The 19,942-nt window shown below is 71.5% G+C and carries 21 protein-coding genes; 7 read left to right on the top strand and 14 right to left on the bottom strand.

From position 1 onward, the window contains the following. Positions 1 to 102 precede the first annotated feature (102 nt). A complete protein-coding gene (locus tag AB0K00_RS51055) occupies positions 103 to 1,173 on the bottom strand; it encodes an adenosine deaminase (RefSeq protein WP_363538009.1) in 1,071 nt (356 codons plus the stop codon). Positions 1,174 to 1,190: 17 nt separating this feature from the next. Here AB0K00_RS51055 and AB0K00_RS51050 point away from each other — a divergent pair, with 17 nt between their 5' ends. Next, positions 1,191 to 2,015: a putative RNA methyltransferase gene (locus AB0K00_RS51050; RefSeq protein WP_363538007.1), complete on the top strand. Its 825-nt coding sequence runs from the start codon at positions 1,191 to 1,193 to the stop codon at positions 2,013 to 2,015. On the opposite strand, the gene AB0K00_RS51045 is transcribed toward AB0K00_RS51050, so the two are convergent. From AB0K00_RS51045 to AB0K00_RS51005, 9 genes are all read right to left on the bottom strand, one after another. Beyond that, positions 2,007 to 2,687 carry a DUF4272 domain-containing protein gene (locus AB0K00_RS51045; protein WP_363538005.1) on the bottom strand — a complete coding sequence of 227 codons (681 nt, stop codon included), beginning with the start codon at positions 2,685 to 2,687 and terminating at the stop codon, positions 2,007 to 2,009. The genes AB0K00_RS51050 and AB0K00_RS51045 overlap by 9 nt on opposite strands. Before the next feature lie 21 nt (positions 2,688 to 2,708). Next, positions 2,709 to 3,068, bottom strand: coding sequence for a cupin domain-containing protein (locus tag AB0K00_RS51040; protein ID WP_363538003.1), 360 nt, complete (start codon positions 3,066 to 3,068; stop codon positions 2,709 to 2,711). Further along, complete coding sequence (locus AB0K00_RS51035; protein ID WP_363538001.1) at positions 3,068 to 4,345, bottom strand: thymidine phosphorylase; 1,278 nt, start codon at positions 4,343 to 4,345, stop codon at positions 3,068 to 3,070. The genes AB0K00_RS51040 and AB0K00_RS51035 overlap by 1 nt, the downstream gene beginning before the upstream one ends. Further along, positions 4,342 to 5,055, bottom strand: coding sequence for a cytidine deaminase (locus AB0K00_RS51030; RefSeq protein WP_363537999.1), 714 nt, complete (start codon positions 5,053 to 5,055; stop codon positions 4,342 to 4,344). Before AB0K00_RS51030 ends, AB0K00_RS51035 begins: the two co-directional genes overlap by 4 nt. Positions 5,056 to 5,057: 2 nt before the next feature. Continuing rightward, positions 5,058 to 6,311, bottom strand: coding sequence for an ABC transporter permease (locus AB0K00_RS51025; protein WP_363537997.1), 1,254 nt, complete (start codon positions 6,309 to 6,311; stop codon positions 5,058 to 5,060). Continuing rightward, positions 6,308 to 7,483 carry an ABC transporter permease gene (locus AB0K00_RS51020; protein WP_363537996.1) on the bottom strand — a complete coding sequence of 392 codons (1,176 nt, stop codon included), beginning with the start codon at positions 7,481 to 7,483 and terminating at the stop codon, positions 6,308 to 6,310. The genes AB0K00_RS51025 and AB0K00_RS51020 overlap by 4 nt, the downstream gene beginning before the upstream one ends. Further along, complete coding sequence (locus AB0K00_RS51015; RefSeq protein WP_363537994.1) at positions 7,480 to 9,000, bottom strand: ABC transporter ATP-binding protein; 1,521 nt, start codon at positions 8,998 to 9,000, stop codon at positions 7,480 to 7,482. Before AB0K00_RS51015 ends, AB0K00_RS51020 begins: the two co-directional genes overlap by 4 nt. 69 nt (positions 9,001 to 9,069) lie before the next feature. Then, positions 9,070 to 10,128, bottom strand: a complete 1,059-nt coding sequence (locus AB0K00_RS51010) for a BMP family ABC transporter substrate-binding protein (protein WP_363537992.1) — start codon at positions 10,126 to 10,128, stop codon at positions 9,070 to 9,072. A gap of 193 nt (positions 10,129 to 10,321) precedes the next feature. Continuing rightward, a complete protein-coding gene (locus AB0K00_RS51005) occupies positions 10,322 to 10,663 on the bottom strand; it encodes a hypothetical protein (RefSeq protein ID WP_363537991.1) in 342 nt (113 codons plus the stop codon). Positions 10,664 to 10,720: 57 nt separating this feature from the next. On the opposite strand from AB0K00_RS51005, the gene AB0K00_RS51000 reads away from it, so the two are divergent. Together AB0K00_RS51000 and AB0K00_RS50995 are read left to right on the top strand one after the other, a co-directional pair. Further along, positions 10,721 to 11,647, top strand: coding sequence for a MerR family transcriptional regulator (locus AB0K00_RS51000; RefSeq protein ID WP_363537989.1), 927 nt, complete (start codon positions 10,721 to 10,723; stop codon positions 11,645 to 11,647). Between the two features lies 1 nt (position 11,648). Continuing rightward, a complete protein-coding gene (locus AB0K00_RS50995) occupies positions 11,649 to 13,079 on the top strand; it encodes an alpha-amylase family glycosyl hydrolase (protein WP_363538023.1) in 1,431 nt (476 codons plus the stop codon). A gap of 1 nt (position 13,080) precedes the next feature. Here the strand turns inward: AB0K00_RS50995 and AB0K00_RS50990 are convergent, their stop codons facing one another. Genes AB0K00_RS50990 through trpS form a run of 4 tightly spaced genes read right to left on the bottom strand, consistent with a single transcriptional unit; the run spans position 13,081 to position 16,225 of the window. Further along, complete coding sequence (locus tag AB0K00_RS50990; RefSeq protein ID WP_363537987.1) at positions 13,081 to 13,512, bottom strand: hypothetical protein; 432 nt, start codon at positions 13,510 to 13,512, stop codon at positions 13,081 to 13,083. Positions 13,513 to 13,520: 8 nt separating this feature from the next. Further along, complete coding sequence (locus tag AB0K00_RS50985; RefSeq protein WP_363537985.1) at positions 13,521 to 14,621, bottom strand: YhjD/YihY/BrkB family envelope integrity protein; 1,101 nt, start codon at positions 14,619 to 14,621, stop codon at positions 13,521 to 13,523. A 4-nt stretch (positions 14,622 to 14,625) separates the two neighbouring features. Next, positions 14,626 to 15,198, bottom strand: a complete 573-nt coding sequence (locus AB0K00_RS50980; RefSeq protein WP_363537983.1) for a 2'-5' RNA ligase family protein — start codon at positions 15,196 to 15,198, stop codon at positions 14,626 to 14,628. Beyond that, positions 15,185 to 16,225: a tryptophan--tRNA ligase gene (gene trpS, locus AB0K00_RS50975; protein ID WP_363537981.1), complete on the bottom strand. Its 1,041-nt coding sequence runs from the start codon at positions 16,223 to 16,225 to the stop codon at positions 15,185 to 15,187. Before trpS ends, AB0K00_RS50980 begins: the two co-directional genes overlap by 14 nt. 75 nt (positions 16,226 to 16,300) lie before the next feature. Here trpS and AB0K00_RS50970 point away from each other — a divergent pair, with 75 nt between their 5' ends. Genes AB0K00_RS50970 through AB0K00_RS50955 form a run of 4 tightly spaced genes read left to right on the top strand, consistent with a single transcriptional unit; the run spans position 16,301 to position 19,939 of the window. Beyond that, positions 16,301 to 16,897 (top strand): sigma-70 family RNA polymerase sigma factor, encoded by a 597-nt coding sequence (locus tag AB0K00_RS50970; RefSeq protein WP_363537979.1) that lies wholly within the window; start codon positions 16,301 to 16,303, stop codon positions 16,895 to 16,897. After that, on the top strand, positions 16,887 to 18,173 hold the full coding sequence (locus tag AB0K00_RS50965) for a sialidase family protein (protein WP_363537977.1): 1,287 nt from the start codon (positions 16,887 to 16,889) through the stop codon (positions 18,171 to 18,173). The genes AB0K00_RS50970 and AB0K00_RS50965 overlap by 11 nt, the downstream gene beginning before the upstream one ends. Before the next feature lie 55 nt (positions 18,174 to 18,228). Then, on the top strand, positions 18,229 to 18,762 hold the full coding sequence (locus AB0K00_RS50960; RefSeq protein ID WP_363537975.1) for a sigma-70 family RNA polymerase sigma factor: 534 nt from the start codon (positions 18,229 to 18,231) through the stop codon (positions 18,760 to 18,762). Further along, entirely contained in the window at positions 18,755 to 19,939 is a 1,185-nt protein-coding gene (locus AB0K00_RS50955) for a sialidase family protein (RefSeq protein ID WP_363537973.1), read from the top strand. The genes AB0K00_RS50960 and AB0K00_RS50955 overlap by 8 nt, the downstream gene beginning before the upstream one ends. Positions 19,940 to 19,942 lie beyond the last annotated feature (3 nt).

Raw genomic sequence — 19,942 nt, 5'->3', positions numbered from 1 at the left:
GGAAATAAGTCCGTTTGGCGGGTGCTTCAACCGATCATCCCGTTACGCTGGGCGATTTACCCGATGCACGCAGATGATACCGGCTGACAAATCAGGACAAAATTACGACATCAACTTCGCGTACGCCGGCTTGATCACGTCATTGATCAACGACAGGCGCTCATCAAACGGAATGAAAGCACTTTTCATTGCATTGACCGTGAACCACTGCATTTCGGACCAGCCGTAGCCGAAGGCCTCGACCAGCAGTGCCATCTCGCGGCTCATCGAGGTCCCGCTCATCAACCGGTTGTCCGTGTTGACCGTGACCCGGAAGCGCAGGTCACGCAGCAGCCCGATCGGGTGCTCCCGGATCGAGGCGGCGGCGCCGGTCTGGACGTTGGACGACGGGCAGAGCTCCAAGGGGATGCGCTTGTCCCGGACATACGCGGCGAGCCGACCGAGGGAATTGTCCGCCGCGACGTCGTCGACGATGCGCACACCGTGTCCGAGCCGGTCGGCGCCGCACCACTGGATCGCCTGCCAGATCGACGGCAGGCCGAACGCCTCGCCCGCATGGATGGTGAAATGCGAGTTCTCGCGCTGGAGGTATTCAAAGGCGTCCAGGTGCCGGGTGGGCGGGTAGCCCGCCTCCGCGCCGGCGATGTCGAAGCCGACCACGCCGGCGTCGCGGTACTGCACCGACAGCTCGGCGATCTCCATCGAGCGGGCCGCGTGCCGCATCGCGGTCAGCAGCGTGCCGACCCGGATCGGGCTGCCGGCCGCGGCCGCCTCGGCGGAGCCCTCGCGGAAGCCGTCCAGGACCGCCTCCACCACCTCCGTCAGCACGAGGCCCTGGGCGAGGTGCTGCTCGGGGGCGAACCGCACCTCGGCGTAGACCACGCCGTCGGTGGCGAGGTCCAGTGCGCACTCCCGGGCGACCCTGACGAGGGACTCCCGGGTCTGCATCACTGCGACCGTGTGCGCGAACGTCTCCAGATACCGCTCCAGCGAGCCGGAGTCGGCGGCGGCGACGAACCACTCCCCGAGACCTTCGGGGGTCGCGGCGGGCAGCTCGTGGCCGATGCCGGCGGCGAGGTCAAGGATCGTGGCGGGGCGCAGGCCCCCGTCGAGGTGGTCGTGGAGGAGGGCCTTCGGGGCGCGACGGATCTCGTCGTAGGTAGGAGCAACCATGGAACGACACTAGTAGCGTGCACGCTTCCGTCATCACACATCTGCGGTGTCCGGTCTGCGGCGGCGCGCTCGAAGCCGCCGACCGGGCGCTGCGCTGCGCCGCGGGCCACTCGTTCGACGTCGCCCGGCAGGGCTACGTGGACCTGACCGCCGGCCGGACGGTGCACGCCGGCGACAGCGCCGACATGGTCGCGGCCCGGGAGTCATTGCTGGACGCCGGGCACTTCGACATCGTGTCCGACGCTGTGGCAGCGGCGGCGGCAGGTGTACCGGGAGCGGGGCTGATCGTCGAAGTGGGCGCCGGAACCGGCCGGTACCTGTCCCGCGCCCTCGGTCCGGACCGGGTGGGTCTGGCCGTCGACGTGTCGAAGCCGGCGCTGCGCCGCGCGGCGCGGGTCGACCCCAGGGTCGGCGCGGTGCGCGCCGACGTGTGGCAGGGCCTGCCGGTCCGCGACGCGGCCGCCGACGTGATCCTCGACATCTTCGCGCCCCGCTCGGGGCCCGAGTTCGCCCGGGTGCTGCGCCCCGGCGGCGTCCTGGTGGTGGTGACCCCCGCGCCGGGTCACCTCGCCGAGCTGGTGGCGGCGCTGGGCATGGTCGGCGTCGACCCGGCGAAGCCGGAACGCCTCGCGGCGGGCCTGCGGCCGTGGCTCACCCCCCGCGACGCCGTCCCGCTGCGCGCGGAGCTGACCCTCGACCGGTCCGCCGCGGCGGCGCTCGTCGGGATGGGCCCGAGCGCGTGGCACACCGACCCGGCGAAGGTCGCCGCCACCCTGGCGGGCATGCCGGAGCCGATCACGGCCACGCTGGAGGTGCAGTTGAGCACCTGGACGTCAGGTTGACAGGTCGACGTCTTCCCAGCCGGGCGGATCACCGTGATAGGGGCCGGTGAAGATGACCGCCCACTCCAGGGCCCAGCGTCGCTGGCCGATGGTGTTGGAGTCGATCTGCCCCGGCAGCGGCAGCCGCCGGCGCTCCGCCTCCAGGTAGGACCAGTCGAGGCAGTAGTAGAGGTCGAGCTGGGCGGCGGCGGCACCCGCACCGCGGGGCGCGGCCAGGGTGCGCTGCCGCCAGGCCCCGAAGGTCTCCCCCTGCGGCAGGTTGGGCAGGCGCTCCATGAGCCCGTCGGCGGAGGGCCGCAGCGGATCGAGGTCCATGGCGATGCCGAGCAGCCAGGACAGCGCGAAGAGCGCCTCCAGGTGCAGCGCGAAGGAACGCTCGTCGCCCTCGCTCTCGGCGACGAACTGCCACTCGGGGCGGGTCAGCCGCTCCTCCAGCCGCGCCTCCTGCAGCCACTCGGTGGCCAGCTGCGGCGGCATGCCGAAGGCGCGGGCGAGCACCACGTTGAGGATCGCGGCGCGGGCCTCGATCTCCTCGCCGGAGCGCAGCTCCACCAGGTCGCCCGGCTCCCAGGCGAGCGGGAAGTTGGGCGGTGGCAGAGGGAGCCGCAGGCGGTGCAGCTCTTCGAGGCTCGCCTCCCGCACCCGCTGCGGATCCGGCGACGTCACGGTCACCCGGGCACTGTAGCGGCCGGATCAGGCAGTGTCTCTACGGGCCAGGTCCGGTCCGAAGGCGGGCAGACACACCGCCACGTACTCGGCGCCCTCCGGGGTCGGGGTGGTGTAGCGGACACGTTCCCCCGCGCGGGTGACGACGGCCTGACCTGCTTCGACGTCGAAGTGGCCGCTGTCGTGCTCGACCCGGACGGTGCCGCGCAGCACGATCGTGAACTCGTCGAACTCGGGGGTCTGGAACGGCTCGGTCCAGCCGCCGGGTGCCAGCATCCGGGCGATCGACACCGCCGACTCGCCGGAGTTGACGCGGCCGACGTACTCGTCGATGACCTTGCCGCCGGGGACGGGGATCTGTGTCGGGGCCTTGATCAGTTCGGGCATCAGGAGATCCTGTCGAGAATCAGCGGTCGGGAAGGTGGTGGCGTGTCCGACAGCGTGACCGCGTCGCGGGCCACGGACAGCGCCGCGGGCAGTTTGCCGGCGTCCTCGGCGCGCAACTCCATGATCACGTCGCCGGCCCGGACCGCCTCGCCGGGCTTGCGGTGCAGGATGATGCCGGCCGAGGCGCTGACCGGGTCCTCCTTGCGGGCGCGGCCCGCGCCGAGGCGCCAGGCGGCCACGCCGACCGCATAGGCGTCCATGGTGGCCACGAAGCCGTCGCGGCCGGCGGTGATCGTCTCGATCTCCCTCGCGATCGGCAGCGGCGCGTCGGGATCGCCGCCCTGGGCGCGCACGAGAGCCCGCCACGAGTCCATGGCCCGCCCGTCGGTGATCGCGGCGAGGGGGTCGACGTCGCCGAGGCCGGCCGCGTCGAGCATCTCCCGGGCCAGGGCCAGGGTCAGCGCGACCACGTCCTGCGGCCCGCCGCCGGCAAGGACCTCCAGGGACTCCTCGACCTCCAGGGAGTGCCCGACGGTCCGTCCGAGCGGGACCTCCATGTCGGTGAGCAGGGCGACCGTGGTCACGCCGTGGGCCTTGCCCAGCTCGACCATGGTGCGGGCCAGCTCGCGAGCGTCGGCGACTTGGCGCATGAAAGCCCCGGAGCCGAACTTCACGTCGAGGACCAGCGCGCCGGTGCCCTCGGCGATCTTCTTGCTCATGATCGAGCTGGCGATCAGCGGGATCGCCTCGACGGTGCCGGTGACGTCGCGCAACGCGTACAGCTTGCGGTCGGCGGGCGCGAGACCCTCGCCGGCGGCGCAGATCGCGGCGCCGACGGTGCGCAGCTGCTCGACGAACGCCTCGTTCGACAGCTTGGTGCCGAAGCCGGCGACCGCCTCGAGCTTGTCCAAGGTCCCGCCGGTGTGGCCCAGGCCGCGGCCGGACAGCTGCGGCACCGCCGCGCCGCAGGCGGCGACCAGGGGGGTCAGCGGCAGCGTGATCTTGTCGCCGACACCGCCGGTGGAGTGCTTGTCGACGGTCGGGCGGCCGACGCCGGACAGGTCCAGCCGCTCCCCTGAGGCGATCATGGCCGCGGTCCAGCGGGCGATCTCACCGGCGGTCATGCCGTTGAGCAGGATCGCCATCGCGAGGGCCGACATCTGCTCGTCGGCGACGACGCCCTTGGTGTACGCGTCGACGACCCAGTCGATCTGCGCGTCGCTCAGGACGCCCTTGTCACGCTTGGCCCGGATGATGTCGACCGCGGCAAAGCTCATGCCGTGCTCCAGTCCTGCTCGATGCCCGCCGGTCGGGGGGTGTCCCCGGCCCACCTGGACATGCCCTGCGCGTCCACCACAATCACGCGTGGGGTGCGGATCCGGCCCCAGGTGACCCCTTCGTCGGCGGTGGCCCAGGTCGGGCCCTCCTCCAGGATGCCCGCCGGCTCGCCGTCGGCGGCACCGGACGAGCGTTCCCAGTAGGCGGTCCAGACCTGCCTGCCGTCGGCGACGTCGGGATGCACGAACACCGTCCCGCTGCCGACCTTCAAGGCCAGCGCCGCCGGCACGGTCGGCGCCGGGTCGATCGACGGCGTGATCCGGCCCAGGTCGGTGTCGTCGAACGCGTGGGGCAGCAGCGCCGACATCGGCAGCGGGCCGTCCGGGTGGTCGATGAGACAGTCCGGTCCGCCGTGCTCCCACAGCAGCTGCCGGCACCTGCCGCACGGCATGAGCGGCTGCCCGTCGCCGTCGACGCACGCGAGGGCGACCAGCCGGCCGCCGCCGGTGACCTGGAGGTTGGAGACCAGGCCGCACTCGGCGCACAGGCCGAGGCCGTAGGAGGCGTTCTCGACGTTGCAGCCGACGACCATCCTGCCGTCGTCGACGAGCGCGGCCGCGCCGACCGGAAACTTGGAATACGGCGCGTAGGCGCGCGCCATCACGGTGACGGCCGCCCGGCGCAGCGCCACCCAGTCAACGTCCGCCACGCTCAGCCTCCACGCCGGTACGGCTTGCCGTCCGCGGCGGGCGGCCTGAGCCGTTGCGCCGCGAGCGCCAGCACCACCAGCACCGTGATGTAAGGCGCCGCCTGCACCAGTGCCGTCGGGATCTTGTCCACAGAGAAGAACAATACGTAGGACAGGACGCCGAGGACGGCGGAAGAGATCGCCACGACCCTGTTGCGCCTGATGAACTCCCACACGGCGAGGGCCAGCAGCAGCGCACCCACCAGGATGAGCAGGGCGTGCACGGACTCGCTGCCGCGCCGCAGTTGCAGCGCGTCGGTGTAGCCGAACAGGGAGGCGCCGACGGCAAGGCCGCCCGGCCGCCAGTTGCCGAAGATCATCGCGGCGAGGCCGATGTACCCGCGACCGCCGGTCTGCCCCTCGCGGTAGATCGCCGAGGTGACCGTGGACAGGTAGACGCCACCGAGTCCGGCCATCGCGCCGGAGATGACCACGCCGTAGTACTTGTAGCGGTAGACGTTGAGGCCGAGGCTCTCCGCCGCCCGGGGGTCCTCGCCGACCGACCGGACGCGCAGGCCGAAGGCGGTCCTCCAGAGCAGCCACCAGGTGAGCGGGATGAGCAGCACCGCGAGGATCGTCACGACGGACACCTCGTAGAGCAGGCCGCGCAGCACCCCGGCGACGTCGCTCACCAGGAACCATTCGTGTGCCTCGAGGCCCTTGAGACTGTTGATGCCGGGCACCGAGAGCCGGGGCACCTGGTCGACGACGGTCGGCGACTGGGTCGCGCCGGCGCTGCCCCAGGTGATGTAGGACAGGTAGCGCACCAGGCCGGGCGCCAGGATGGTCATCGCGACGCCGGAGATGATGTGGTCGACGCCGAACGTGACCGTGGCGGCGGCGTGGACGAGCCCGCCGAGGGCGCCACCGAGGATGCCGACGAGCAGCCCGATCCACGGCCCGAACTCCAGGCTGCCCCACGCACCGAACCAGGTGCCGAGGATCATCTGGCCCTCGAGACCGATGTTGACCACGCCGGCGCGCTCCGCCCAGAGGCCGCCGAGACCGGCGAGCCCGAGGGGGACCGCCGCCTGGAGCGCGGCCTGGATGGCACCCTGCGAGGTGACGTCGGGGGCGCTGGCGAGCTGATGGACCAGGGACAGCCCGATCAGCGCGCCGGCGACGATCAGCAGGATCGTGCCGGTGGACATGCGCCGGCCCCGGGGCTTGGCCGCGGGCTGCGCCGCCGCCGCCGAGAGCATCGTGTCGGTGCTCACTTCGACTCCTCCACTACCGCGGGTGCCGGCGCCGCCGTGGCGGTGGCCACGCCGACCCGCCGTTGCTGCGCCCGCCGGCCGATGCGGGCCGCGAGCTCGTACGCGATGACGACCGAGAGCACCGCGACGCCCTGCATGATCAGGACGATCTCCTTGGGGATCCCGTCCAGGTCGAGGATGAGCTGGGAGCGGGCCAGGAAGCCCCAGAGGATCGCGCCGAGCGCCATGCCGACGGGGTGGTTGCGGCCGAGCAGTGCCACGGCGAGGCCGGTGAACCCGATGCCGCCGAAGCCCTCCGTGTAGGTGTGGCTCTCCCCCAGCATCCGGGGGAGGTTGACCAGGCCGGCCACGGCGCCGGAGATGAGCATCGCGGTGATCACCATGCGCTTGGCGTTGACGCCGCTGGCGACCGCCGCGAAGGGGTTGTAGCCGGTGGCCCGAAGGTCGAAGCCGAAGCGGGTGCGGTTGATGGTGAACCAGTAGGCGGCGCCGAGGACCACGGCGACGGCCAGGAAGCCGAGGACCTCCTGATCGGTGCCGGCGATGATCGGCAGCCCGGGCATCCAGGAGTCCTCCGGCAGGATGCCGGTGGTCTTGATCTGGGCGCCGGGCTCCGTCACGCCCCAGTGGTCGTTGAGCAGCCAGGTCACCACCAGGCCGCCGATCGCGTTGAGCATCAGCGTGGAGATGACCTCGCTGACGCCCCGCTGGGTCTTGAGCAGCGCCGCGATGGAGGCCCACAGCGCGCCGACGATCATGGCGACCACGATGATGAGCACGATCCGCAGGCTGCCGGGCATCCACGTCATGAAGGACGCGCTGGCGAGGGTCCCGGCGAAGAACGCGGCGACCTTCGACTGTCCTTCGACGCCGATGTTGAACAGGCCCATCTTGAAGCCGATCGCCACCGCGACGGCGGCGATGTAGTACTCGCTGGCCTTGTTGAGGATCTCCACCTGCGAGTCGGGCATGGTGCCGAACTCGTACATGTGCTGGAAGGCCAGCAGGGGGTCCTTGTCGCTGATCAGCAACGCGACCGAGGAGATCGCGGCGGCGATGACCAGCGCGGCGACCGGGGCGATCAGCTGCGGGAGCAGCTTCGCGACGTCGATGCGCCGGATGCCGGCAGCGGCGGCCATACCGGCACCTCCGCTGCGCTCCGGAGCGGTCATGAAGGGGTCTCCTCACCTGTGGCGCCGGTCATGGCGACGCCGAGCTGCTCGGGGGTGACGGTCGACGGGTCGGCGTCGGCCACCAGGCGGCCACCGTAGATCACCTTCAGCGCGTCGGACAGGCCGATCAGCTCGTCCAGGTCGGCCGAGATGAGCAGCACGCCCATGCCGGCGATCCGGGCGTTTCGGATGTGGTCCCAGATCGCGGCCTGGGCGCCGACGTCGACCCCGCGGGTCGGGTGGGCGGCGATGAGCACCTTCGGCTGGTGGCTCATCTCCCGGCCGACGATGAGTTTCTGCTGGTTGCCGCCGGACAGCGCGACCGCGGCGACGTCGATGCTCGGCGTGCGCACGTCGTATTCGGCGACGATCCGGGTGGTGTCGCGGCGGGCGCCGCCGACGTTGATCAGGAAGCCGCTGGCGTTGGGCGGCTCGGTCTGGTGGCCGAGGATGCGGTTCTCCCAGAGCGGCGCGTCGAGCAGCAGGCCCTGCCGGTGCCGGTCCTCCGGGATGTAGCCGACGCCGGCCTCGCGCCGCCGACGGGTGTCCCACCCGGCGATCTCGACGCCGTCGAGCACGACGGTGCCGGTGGAGGCGCGCATGCCCATGATCGCTTCGGCGAGCTCGGCCTGGCCGTTGCCCTCGACGCCGGCGATGCCGACGACCTCGCCTTTGTGGATGGTGAACGTGGCGGCGTCCACGATCGGCCGCCCGTCGGGGCCGCGGACCGTGAGCCCCTCGACGACCAGGACCGGCACGTCGGTGACGGTCGACTCGCGGGCCTCGGGGCTGGGCAGTTCACTGCCGACCATGAGGGTCGCCAACTGGCGGGCGGTGACCTGGTCGGGCTTGACGGACGCGACGGTCGTGCCGCGCCGGATGACGGTGATGTCGTCGGCGACGCCGCGGACCTCGTCCAGCTTGTGCGAGATGAACAGCACGGTGAGGCCCTCGCGGATGAGCTCGCGCAGGTTGCCGAACAGCTCGTCGACCTCCTGCGGGACCAGCACCGCGGTCGGCTCGTCGAGGATGAGGATGCGGGCGCCCCGGTAGAGCACCTTGAGGATCTCGACCCGCTGGCGGTCGCCGACGCCGAGGTCCTCGACCAGCGCGTCGGGCTCCACGCCCAGCCCGTACCGCTCGGAGATCTCGGTGATCGCGTTCTTCGCCTGGGCGCCGATGCCGTGCAGCTTCTCCGCGCCGAGGACCACGTTCTCCGTTACCGTGAAGTTGTCGGCCAGCATGAAGTGCTGGTGCACCATGCCGATGCCGACCTCGATCGCGCCCTGGGGCGAGGAGAACTTCACCGGCTTGCCCTCGATGAGGATCTCGCCCTCGTCCGGCGGCTGCATCCCGTAGAGGATCTTCATGAGGGTCGACTTGCCGGCACCGTTCTCACCCACGATCGCGTGGATCGTGCCTTTACGGACGGTGAGGTTGACGTCGGAGTTCGCCACGACGCCGGGGAACCGCTTGGTGATCCCCTTCAGCTCGACGGCGGGTGGGTCCGCGGTCACGAGAGGCTCCTTCAACAAGTGATGGCGGGGGACCGGATCACAGTCCCCCGCCTCACGTCCAGCTATCGATTACTTGGTCGGCACCGTGGTCTTGCCGGAGACGATGTCGGCCTTGAACTCGTCGAGCTTGGTCTTGATGTCGTCGACCTGGCCACCGGAGGTGGCGTAGCCCACGCCGTCCGACTTGAGGTCGAAGACGGTCGGACCGGCCTTGAACTTCTCGTCGGCGAAGTCCTTGACGAAGTTGAACACCGCATTGTCGACCCGCTTGAGCATCGACGTCATGATGACCGTCTTCAGCGAGGCGTCGGTCACGGTGTTGTACTGGTCGGAGTCGACGCCGATGGCCAGGGCGTTCTTGGCCTTGGCGGCCTCGAACACGCCGGTGCCGGAGCCGCCGGCGGCCGCGTAGATGATGTCGGCCTTCTGGTCATACATACCGGTCGCCGCGGTCTTGCCACCCGCGGGGTCGTTGAAGCCCTTGCAGGCCTCGGCCGGAGTCGACAGGTAGTTGGTCAGCACCTTGACGTCGGCCTTGGCGGCCTTGGCGCCGGCGGCGAAGCCCACCTCGAACTTCTTGATCAGGTCGACCTGGCAGCCGCCGATGAAGCCGACCGTGCCGGTCTTCGTCTTCAGCGCCGCGGCCGCACCGACCAGGAAGGAGCCCTGCTCCTCGGCGAACACGAGGTCGGCCACGTTGTCGGCGGCGGTGCCGCCGTCGACGATGGCGAACTTGGTGTTCGGGCAGTCCTTGGCGGCCTTGGCCAGCGGGCCGTTCTTGGAGTCGGCGCCGTCGTAGACGAAGCCGACCGCGATGACCGGGTTGTAGCCCGTCGTGCAGAGCAGCTTCAGCCGCGAGTACTTGTCGTTCTCGGTCTCGCCGGCGACCGCGGCCAGGTCTTTGACCTCAAGGTTGAGGTCGGTCTTGACCCGGTCGAGGCCGGCTGCGGCGGAGTCGTTGAACGACTTGTCGCCGCGGCCGCCGATGTCGAACGCAAGGCCGACCTTGACGTTCTTCTTCGTGCTGCCGCTGCTCGTGCTGCCCGGCTCGTCGCCCTTGTCATCGCCGCAAGCGGCCATGCTGCCCAACGCGACAATCGCCACCGCGGCGGCCGCGAGAACCTTCATCCCACGCACTCGGCGCAAGACGGTCTCCCTTCACCAAAGCACCGCCCCAACGCGGTGAATCCCAACGGCGGGAGCGTACGCCCTCAGACCGGCAGTTCCGCTGTTTGCTGCCGGGTTGGGAGGAGTGCGTTATAGGGCCGTGACGTGCCGACCGTCCCTCCAGCCTACTGAGATCGATCTTGTAACGCCCGGTTTACTTCCAAAAGACGGCAACGGCGGCGTTAACGAGCGTTAGCCCCATCAAAGCCAGGAAATGCCCGCGGTTGACCTGCTCGCGCTTGCGCGAGAAAAACGCCATGGCGAAGATCGCCAGCCCGATGACCGCCTTGACGGCGAGCTTGGCGGTCGGCGGCTCGTGGCCGTCGCGCAACGGTGCGGACAGCGCGAGGCCGGTCACCACCTGGACGGTCGCACCCCACAGCATCGCCGTGTTGATGCGCAGCGTGCCGGTCAGGTACTGGGTGATCGAACCACCCAGCAGCAGTGCGAACCCGATGAGGTGGGCATAGAGGAGGATGAGCCGCAAAGGTTCCACCCGCGCAAGGTAACGCCTCGTTGACTCTCCCCCTACTGGAGGGTCCACGATGGCGACATGAACATCGGCGAGCTGTCCCGGCTGTCCGGCCTGCCCGTCAAGACCATCCGGTACTACTCCGACGTCGGACTGGTCCCGGAGGCCGAGCGCTCCCACGCCAACTACCGCCGCTACGACCGCGACTCGCTGGTCAGGCTCGAGTTCGTGCGCACGCTGCGGGAGCTCGGGCTGGACATCGCGACCATCAAGCGGATCCTGGACCGCGGCGAGGACCTCGGTGCCGTCGCCGCCGCGCACGCCGAGGCGATCGGCGTGCAGATCCGGGTGCTGCGGCTGCGCCGGGCGGCGCTGCGCGCGGTGTCCAGGCACTCGGCGCAGGGCGACCCGACCCCCGCGGAGCTGGACCGGATGACCCGGATCGCCCAGGCGAGCACGGATGAGCGCCGCCGGATCGTGGACGAGTTCTTCGACAACATCTTCGCCGGCATCGCCGAGTCGCCCGAGGCCGCGGAGTTCACCGCGCGCATGCGCGGCGTCTCCCCCGACCTGCCCGACGACCCCACCGACGCGCAGGTCGACGCGTGGATCGAGCTCGCCGAGATGCTGCGCGAGCAGGACTTCCGGGCACGCCTGCGGGAGATGAGCAAGCGGAGCTTCGCACCGGACGAGCGCCGCCTGGCCCCGACCGACATGTCAGAAATATCGTGGTTCACCGGCCACATCGCCACGCACATGGACGACGGCCTGGCGCCCGGAAGCCCGGAAGCGGCGCCGGTGGTCGCCGCCGTCCTGCACCGGTGGGGCGTCGCCGAGGGCGAGCGCGAGGCGCTCATCGACCAGCTCACCCTCGCCGTCGACCCGCGCGCCGAGCGGTACTGGCAGCTCATGGCCGTGATCAACGGGTGGCCTCCGGTCCCGACCACGATGCACCGGTGGGGGTGGTTCCTGAACGCCCTCCGGGCAGGCCGCGGCCCGTTAGCGTGACCTGGTGGAGTGGTGGCGGCACGCGGTCATCTATCAGGTCTATCCGCGCAGCTTCGCCGACGCCGACGGTGACGGCGTCGGCGACCTGCCCGGCATCACCGCCCGGCTCGGCCACCTCGCCGACCTCGGGGTCGACGCGCTGTGGCTCTCGCCGTTCTACCGCTCCCCTATGGTCGACGGCGGCTACGACGTCAGCGACTACCGCGACGTCGACCCCGTCTTCGGCACCCTCGCCGACTTCGACGCACTGCTGGCCGAGGCGCACCGGCTCGGGCTGCGGGTGATCGTCGACATCGTGCCCAACCACACGTCGTCGCTGCACCCGTGGTTCGTGCAGGGCCGGCGCGACCGGTACATCTTCCGGGACGAGCCGAACGGGTGGCGGTCGCTGTTCGGCGGCCCCGCCTGGACGCAGGTCGCCGACGGGCAGTGGTACCTGCACCTGTTCGCCCCCGAACAACCGGACCTGAACTGGCACAACCCGGAGGTCCGGGCGGAGTTCGACGACATCCTGCGCTTCTGGCTGGACCGCGGCGTCGACGGCTTCCGGGTCGACGTCGCCCACGGCATGATCAAGGACCTGGCCGGCGTGACGCTCTTCGACCACGAGGACGTACACGAGATCCACCGCAGCTGGCGCAAGATCCTCGACTCCTACCCCGGTGACCGGATGGCCGTCGCCGAGGTGTTCGACACCGCACCGGACCGGGTGGCCCGCTACGTGTCGGTGGGCGAGCTGCACCAGGCGTTCAACTTCGACTTCCTGGAGGCACCCTGGGACCCGGCGGTCCTGCGCCGGATCATCGACGCCTCCCTCGCCGCCGCGGTGGCGGTCGGCGCACCACCGACCTGGGTCCTGTCCAACCACGACCGGCGCCGGCACGTGACCCGCTTCGGCAGCGTCCGGCGGGCCCGGGCCGCGGTCCTGCTGATGCTCGGCCTGCCCGGCAGCGCCTACCTGTACCAGGGCGAGGAGCTCGGCCTGCCGGAGGTCCTGGACCTGCCGGACGAGGTGCGGGTCGACCCGCAGTGGATCCGCTCCGGCGGCACCGAACTCGGCCGGGACGGCTGCCGCGTGCCGCTGCCCTGGTCGGGCGGGGCGCCACCGTTCGGCTTCGGGCCCGGCGGCTCCTGGCTGCCGCAGCCGGCGGACTGGGCCGAGCTGACGGTCGAGGCGCAGCGCGACGACCCGCACTCGACGCTGCGGCTCTACCGGGAGGCGCTGCGGCTGCGCCGGCCGGCCAGCACGCTGCGCTGGCTGGACGCGCCCGACGGCGTGCTGCTGTTCGAGACCGAGACCACCCGCGTCGCGGCGAACCTGACCGCCGCGCCGGTGCGGATCGAGGGGCCGGCCAGCCCGCTGCTGAGCAGCAGCGAGATGGCCGGCGAACTGCCACCGGACACAACCGCCTGGTGGACCGTGCAGGACTGAACTATGCGGTCAGCTTCGCCGCGATCCGGGCGAAGCCGGCCCGGATCTCCTCGATCGACGGTGCCTCGTGCGTGTGGTCCGGGTCGTCGTGGTCGTGGTCATGGCCGTGATGATCGTGATCGCCGTAGCCGGCGAGCTCCTCGTCGAGCGCCGCCGTCTCCAGGTCCTCGTTCTCGGCCGCCAGGCGGGAGGCGGCGATCTCACCGAGGATCTGGTCGGCGGTGACGTACGGCTGGAGCGGCTCGACCACCGCCATCAGGTCCTCGTCGGCCACCACGGCCTCGGCGAGGGCGAGCGCGTGCGCCCGCTCGTAGGGCCCGCACACGACGGGCTCCCACTCCTCGTCCTCGTTCAACGGGCCGAAGGTGATGATCCACGGCAGGGTCAGCGCCGGCGCGTCGGCCGGCAGGTCCAAAGTCACAAGTGCACCCACGGCGCCCATCATGACGGTTCGCGCGGCTCCGGTGTCGCCGAACCGCCGGACGGGGCCATCCTGCCCGCCATGTCCGCGGCCACCGCCATCGCGCCGGGGTCCGCCTTGCCGGCGTGCGCGGCACCGCCCGGATGCTCGGCGCGCACCTCGGCCGCGACCTGCTGGGTGGTCTCCGCGGCCTTCTCGACCAGCTCGGCGGCGCGCACGGCGGCCTGCACGTCGCTGCGCGGCTTGCCGCCGGCCAGGTCCTTGGTCCGGCCGTGCGTGTCAGTGGCCGCGAGCGCGGCGGCGAACAGCAGCAGCTGGTGCAGCAGGTACATGTACAGCAGCAGCCCGATCGTGCCCGCGACCAGCTGGTAGGCCGGGTTGTCCTCGGTCCGGGTGATGTAGAGCTTGCCGAGCGACTTGAGCAGGCCGAGCCCGACCGCGAAGAGCAGCGCGGAGGGCAGCAGCCGCCGCAGCGACATCCGCAGGCGCGGCACCCCGGCCAGCAGCGCCATGCCCAGGACCAGGTCCACGATGCCGGACAGCAGCGTCGACGTGCCCCGCAGCGCCACCCGGACCGGGTCCTGCTCGAGGTCGCCGGCCAGCCAGTACAGCAGCTCCTGGACACCGGCGAAGATGCCGATCGACACGATCAGCAGCAGGCCCAGCGCCACCAGCACGGCGAGGTCCACCAGCCAGCGCACCACCGGGTTGCCCGGGTGCTCCTGCAGGTGCCACAGCGCGCGCTGGGAGGAGCGCAGGTTCTCCACCCAGCCGACCCCGGCGATGACCAGGCCGACCAGGGCGATGAGCCCGATCTGCTGGCTGCCGGCGAAGATCTGGTCGGAGTGCAGCTGCGGCAGGTTGACCGCCAGGTAGCTCTGGACCCGCTCGACGACGGCCTCGTTGCCGCCGAGGACCCGGCCCAGGATGAAGAACGCCACGACCACCATGGCGAAGACGGCGAAGAAGCCGTAATAGGCGGTGGCGGCGGCGAGACGGGCGGCGTCGAGGTCGAAGTAGCGTTCCTGCGCCCGCCAGACGTGATCGAACACGCGGGAGCGGCGACGGCCGGCGGCCACCGCCCGGTCGAAGCCGGCTTCCAGCCGGTCCAGCAGGCTCACCCTCTTATCGTCGCTGATCGGCGGCGGAGTGGCGCGGTGAGAGCCGGTACTGCGCGTGCGGCTGCCACCGGCCGCTCTCGTCGTGCTCGAAGAGGGTGAACCCGTCGACCGTGAAGGCGGCCTCGTACCCGGCCAGGTCGCCGAAGGCCGCGTCGAGGCGCTCCGGCGCCACGTTGTGCGCGACCGTCACGTGCGGGTGGTACGGGAACGGCACCGTCGCCTCGATCGCGGCGGTGTCCAGGACCGCCTGGTGCAGCTGCTCACACTCGCTGATGCCGGCCGCGACCGCCACGAAGACCACCTGGGTCAGCGGGCGGAAGGTGCCGGTCCCGCGCAGCCGCACCGTGAACGGGACGTGCCGGCGCGCGACCGCGGCGAGGTGCCGGTCGATCGCGGGCAGCGCGGCCGCGTCGACGTCGGTCGGGCCGAGCAGGGTGACATGTGCCGGCACGTGCGCGGCGACCGGGTCGCCCGCGGCGAGGCGGGCGGCGGTGAGCTCGCTGCCCCACGGGTCGGGGAGGTCGATCGCGACGCCGATGGTGGTCCGCAACGCCTCAGCCACGTCAGTGCGCAGCACCCGGTGCGAGGAACCCGATCCGGTCGTAGACCGTGCCCAGGGTGGCGCCGGCGACCGCGCGCGCCTTGTCGGCGCCGATCGCGAGCAGCTTGTCCAGCTGCGCCGGGTCCTCGAGGTAGGTGTTGGTGCGCTGCTGGATCGGACGGAGGAACTCCACCACGACCTCGGCGAGGTCCTTCTTGAGGTCGCCGTAGCCCTTGCCGTCGTACGCCGCGACCAGGTCCTCGATGCTCCGCCCGGTCAGCGCCGAGTAGATCGTGAGCAGGTTGGAGACGCCCGGCTTGGCCGCCTGGTCGAAGATGATCTCGCGACCGGTGTCGGTGACCGCCGACTTGATCTTCTTGGCCGCCTTCGCCGGGTCCTCGAGCAGCTCGATCAGCCCGGAGGCGGTCGAGGCCGACTTCGACATCTTCGCGGTCGGCTCCTGCAGATCGGTGATCTTGGCCGTGTCCTTGATGATGTACGGCGCGGGCACCGTGAACGTCGGGCCGAACGTCGTGTTGAAGCGCTGGGCCAGGTCGCGGGTCAGCTCCAGGTGCTGGCGCTGGTCCTCGCCGACCGGCACCGCGTCGGCCTGGTAGAGCAGGATGTCGGCGGCCTGCAGGATCGGATAGGTGAACAGCCCGACGCTGGAGCGGTCCGCGCCCTGCTTGCTCGACTTGTCCTTGAACTGGGTCATCCGGCTGGCCTCGCCGAACCCGGTGATGCAGCCCATCACCCAGCCCAGCTGCGCGTGCTGCGGCACGTGGCTCTGCACGAACAGCGTGCACCGCTCCGGGTCGAGCCCGACCGCGAGCAGCTGCGCGGCACTCACCCGGGTGCGCTTGCGCAGCAGCGCCGGGTCGTGGCCGGCGGTGATCGCGTGCAGGTCGACCACGCAGTAGAACGTGTCGTGCGTGTCCTGCATCGCCACCCAGTTGCGCAGCGCACCGAGATAGTTACCCAGATGGAACGAGTCGGCGGTGGGCTGGATCCCGGAGAGCACCCGAGGGCGGGCGGTGCTGACGGACGGCGACATGCGCGCCATTCTGTCAGCACCACCACAGCGGTGGCGCAACCGGGAGCACGCCACAGTGGTCTTCAACGGTGAGGGGGTGACGGGGTGGGCGAGGAGCTCGAGGCACGCGAAGCCGTCCGTGACGCGTATGAGGCGCACTACCGGCGCCTGGTCGCCGCCCTCTACGCACTCACCGGCGACCACGCCGAGGCCCAGGACCTGGTCCAGGAGGCCTACGCGCGGGCCCTGGCGCGGCCGCGGCAGTTCCTCGACGTCGCCGACCCCGAGGCGTGGTTACGCACCGTGGCGATGAATCTCGCCCGGACCCGGTGGCGCCGCCGGCGCCTGTTCGACACACTGGTCCGCAGCGGGCGGGTCGCCCGTCCGGTGGAGAGCGTCCCCGGCGTCGACCCCAACCGGGTCGCGCTGGTCGCCGCCCTGCAACAGCTGTCGCAGGCCACCCGGGAGACGATCGTGCTGCACCACCTGGCCGACATGTCGGTCCACGAGGTCGCCGACACGCTGGGCGTGCCCGTCGGCACGGTGAAGGCGCGCCTGTCGCGGGGCCGCGCCATGCTCGCCGCGCTGCTCAGCGACACCGACGCCGACCCCAGATCCGACAACCGGGCCGACACCGGTGGCCTCCGGCGTCCCCCGGTCTTGCCCCAACGAGACGTCCAGGAGGTGCGTGATGCGCCCTGACCTGGACTTCCGCGCGCTCCGGGCGCAGGTCGAGTCGGCGACGTGGATGCCTGACTTCAGCCTGCTGTACCGCCGGGCCGGCCGGGTGCGCATGCGCGACCGGATGGCCGTCATCGGCGCGCTCGTCGGCACGCTGGCCGTGTTCGCGCCGGTCGCGCTCGCCGGGGTGTTCGGCCGGCCGTCCCCCGCCGCGCTCGGCCCCAACCCCGACCTCGGCGATCCCTGGGGCCCGCTGCCGTCGGCGTCGGCACCGCCCAGCGGCACCTTCGATTCGACCCGGTCGATCCGGGCCGTCGCCGGTGACCTGCCCGACGGCGTGCTCGCCGCGGTCGACGTCTGCGTCGAGGTGCCGCAGGCCCGCCGGTGCAGCCTCCAGGTGGTCGCGCTGCGGCCCGAGTCACCGCAGTGGCGCAGCACGTTCATGAAGGACGCGCTGCGGCAGAGCTCGCTGGACAAGCTCGACCACGTTGAGCTGGCCCTGCTCTCCCCGCAGACGTTCATGCTCAGCGGCGAGGTCAGCGGCGGCTCCCGCACCAACGTGAAGTTCCGCCTCGACGACCCGTCCGTGGTCCCGGCGGTCACCCCGGTCCTCGGCCCGGAGACCCGCGAGGCGCTCGGCCCCGCCGACCGGGCGGTGCAGCTCGCGCAGTACGGCGACCTCTTCGGCATCCGGCAGAGCGACGGCACGCTCAGCCTGCTCGTCGACCAGCCGCCGATGGCGCGGCGGACCGTCGTCAGCGGCCTGCAGGTCCAGGCCGGCTGGTGGGTCACCGGCACGGACCTGCGCACCGGCTCGCCCGCCGTCGCGGTGAGCAAGGACCAGGGCCGGCACTGGCTGGCCAGGTCGCTCAACGTGCCGCAGGGGATCGACGCGCCGACCATCGTCACCCTGGACGGCGTCACGGCGCATGCCTTCGTGCGATACAGCAAGGGCATCCGGCATTTCCGTACCCGTGACGGCGGCGACAGCTGGCAGGAGGTGACCACGAAGATCGAGCTGCCGGCCCCGCTGAGCAACGACGGTGCCCTCAACGGCCGCGAGTTCGACGCGCTGGTGCGCCCCGACCGGTCCGTGCTGCTCTGGGTCAGGGGCGACTCCGAGACGGTCTACCTGGAGAGCCTCGACGGGGAGCATTTCGGCGTGGTCGCCGGCCCGACCGGCGGCGTCGAACCCGTCGACAACGGCTTCGTCTCGCTCGACGACCCACCCTGGCTGGCCGCCGACGGCCGCAGCTGGCACTCCGTGAGCATCCCGCAGACCGTCCTGCCCGACTGAACGCTGTTTCGCAGAAGATTGGAACCGGGGCGGCCGGTCGAGGATCGTGAGCGGTGTGAGCGAGCTCGAGGGGGTCTACCACGCCTGCTACCGGAGGCTGGTGACACAGCTCTACGCGTTCACGACCGACCTCACCGAGGCGCAGGACGTGGTCCAGGAGGCGTTCGCGCGCGCCGCCGCCCGCCCAGGCGGCTTCATCGGCATCGACAACCCTGAGGCGTGGCTGCGCACCGTGGCGGTCAATGTGGTCCGCCGCCGCTGGCGCCGCCGGAAACTGCTCGACCTGATCCTGCTCCGCGAGCGCGCCGTCCAGCGGCACGTCGAGGCCGGTCCGTCACCGGAGCGCACCGACCTGACCGAGGCGCTCGACGCCATACCCCGCACGTACCGGGAGGTCATCGTGCTGCACTACTACGCCGACCTCAGTGTCGAGGAGATCTCCGCCGCGCTCGGCGTGCCCGGCGGCACCGTCAAGTCGCGGCTCTCCCGGGGGCGCGCCGCCCTCGCCCAGCGGCTGCCCGGCTACTCGCCTTCCCTGCCGCCTTCCCCGCCGTCCTCCTCGGCTCCGTCGGAGGTGCGTCATGCCTGACGAGCTGGAGACCCTGCTCCGCGCCCAGCGACTCGACTTCATCCAGCCGCCCATGTCCACGATCACCGCCCGCGCCCGCTCCCTGCGCCGGCGGCGCCGCGCCGCCCAGGGCGGGGTGGTCGCGCTGACGCTGCTCGTCGCGGCGGTGGCCTTCCTCGCGCCCCGCGACACCCCCGAGCCGCAGGTGGCGGCGTCCCCGTCGGCCGGCGGCGTCTGGACGGGCGACGGCATCACCGTCAACGGCCTGCCCGGCCTGCCCCGTGACCTTCCTGGAACGATCGACGACGCGGAGTTCATCGACGCCGACCGGGGCTTCCTGCTGACCCGTGAGTGCGCCGCCGCCTCGTGTACGGCGTGGGTCAGCACCACCACCGACGGCGGCCGGACGTGGAGCACGGCCCGTGCCCCGGGCGGGTTCGGCACGCCCTCGCTGGGTGCGGTGCCGTCGCTGGTCGTCACCGGCTCCCGGATCACCCTGGTCGGCGCCGACGGCACCCGCTCCAGCAGCACCGACGGCGTCACCTGGGACACCGCCGCCGGCGCACCCGCTCCCGCGGGGGCCGCCCTGCCCGGCGACGCCCGCCTGGTCCTGCTCGACGGTCGGCTGGCGGCGCTGCTGCACGACGGGACGAGCCTGGTCGCACCGCCCACCCAGCCGCCGCTGTCGGTGACGTGGGTGTCGCCGGTCCGCGCCGGCGACGCGTCCTGGTGGATCGGTGGCGCGGTGGACGGCCACCCGGCCGTGGCGGTCTCCCGCGACAACGGCGTCACCTGGACCCCGACCACGTTCTCCGGCACCGGCACGGCCCGGGTGGCGTTCCTCGGCACGGACGTGCACGTGGCGCTGACCGACCCGCGGACCAGCCCGCCCGGGCTGACGGGGGTCGCCACCTCCACCGACGGCGGTGCCCGCTTCACCGACCCGAGGCCGGTCACGGGCACCACCATCGGCGGCGACCTGGTCCCGCTCCTGGACGGCCGCCTGCTGTTCGTCGACGGCGCCGGGCACTGGCTGGTCTCCGCCGACCGCGGCGCCCGCTGGCAGCGCGTCTCGGGCCTGCACCCGACCGACCGCCTGGCCAGGACCCAGATCGGCTGGATCGCCTACGGCATGTCCACGATCTACACCGCGTACTCCGTCGACGGCACCACCTGGCAGAAGCTCGACGCCCAATAACCG

This window comes from Dactylosporangium sp. NPDC049525 (assembly GCF_040676755.1).
Taxonomy (GTDB): domain Bacteria; phylum Actinomycetota; class Actinomycetes; order Mycobacteriales; family Micromonosporaceae; genus Dactylosporangium.
Note: the sequence above shows the minus strand (reverse complement) of the source record. Positions and strands in the feature narration are given on the sequence as shown.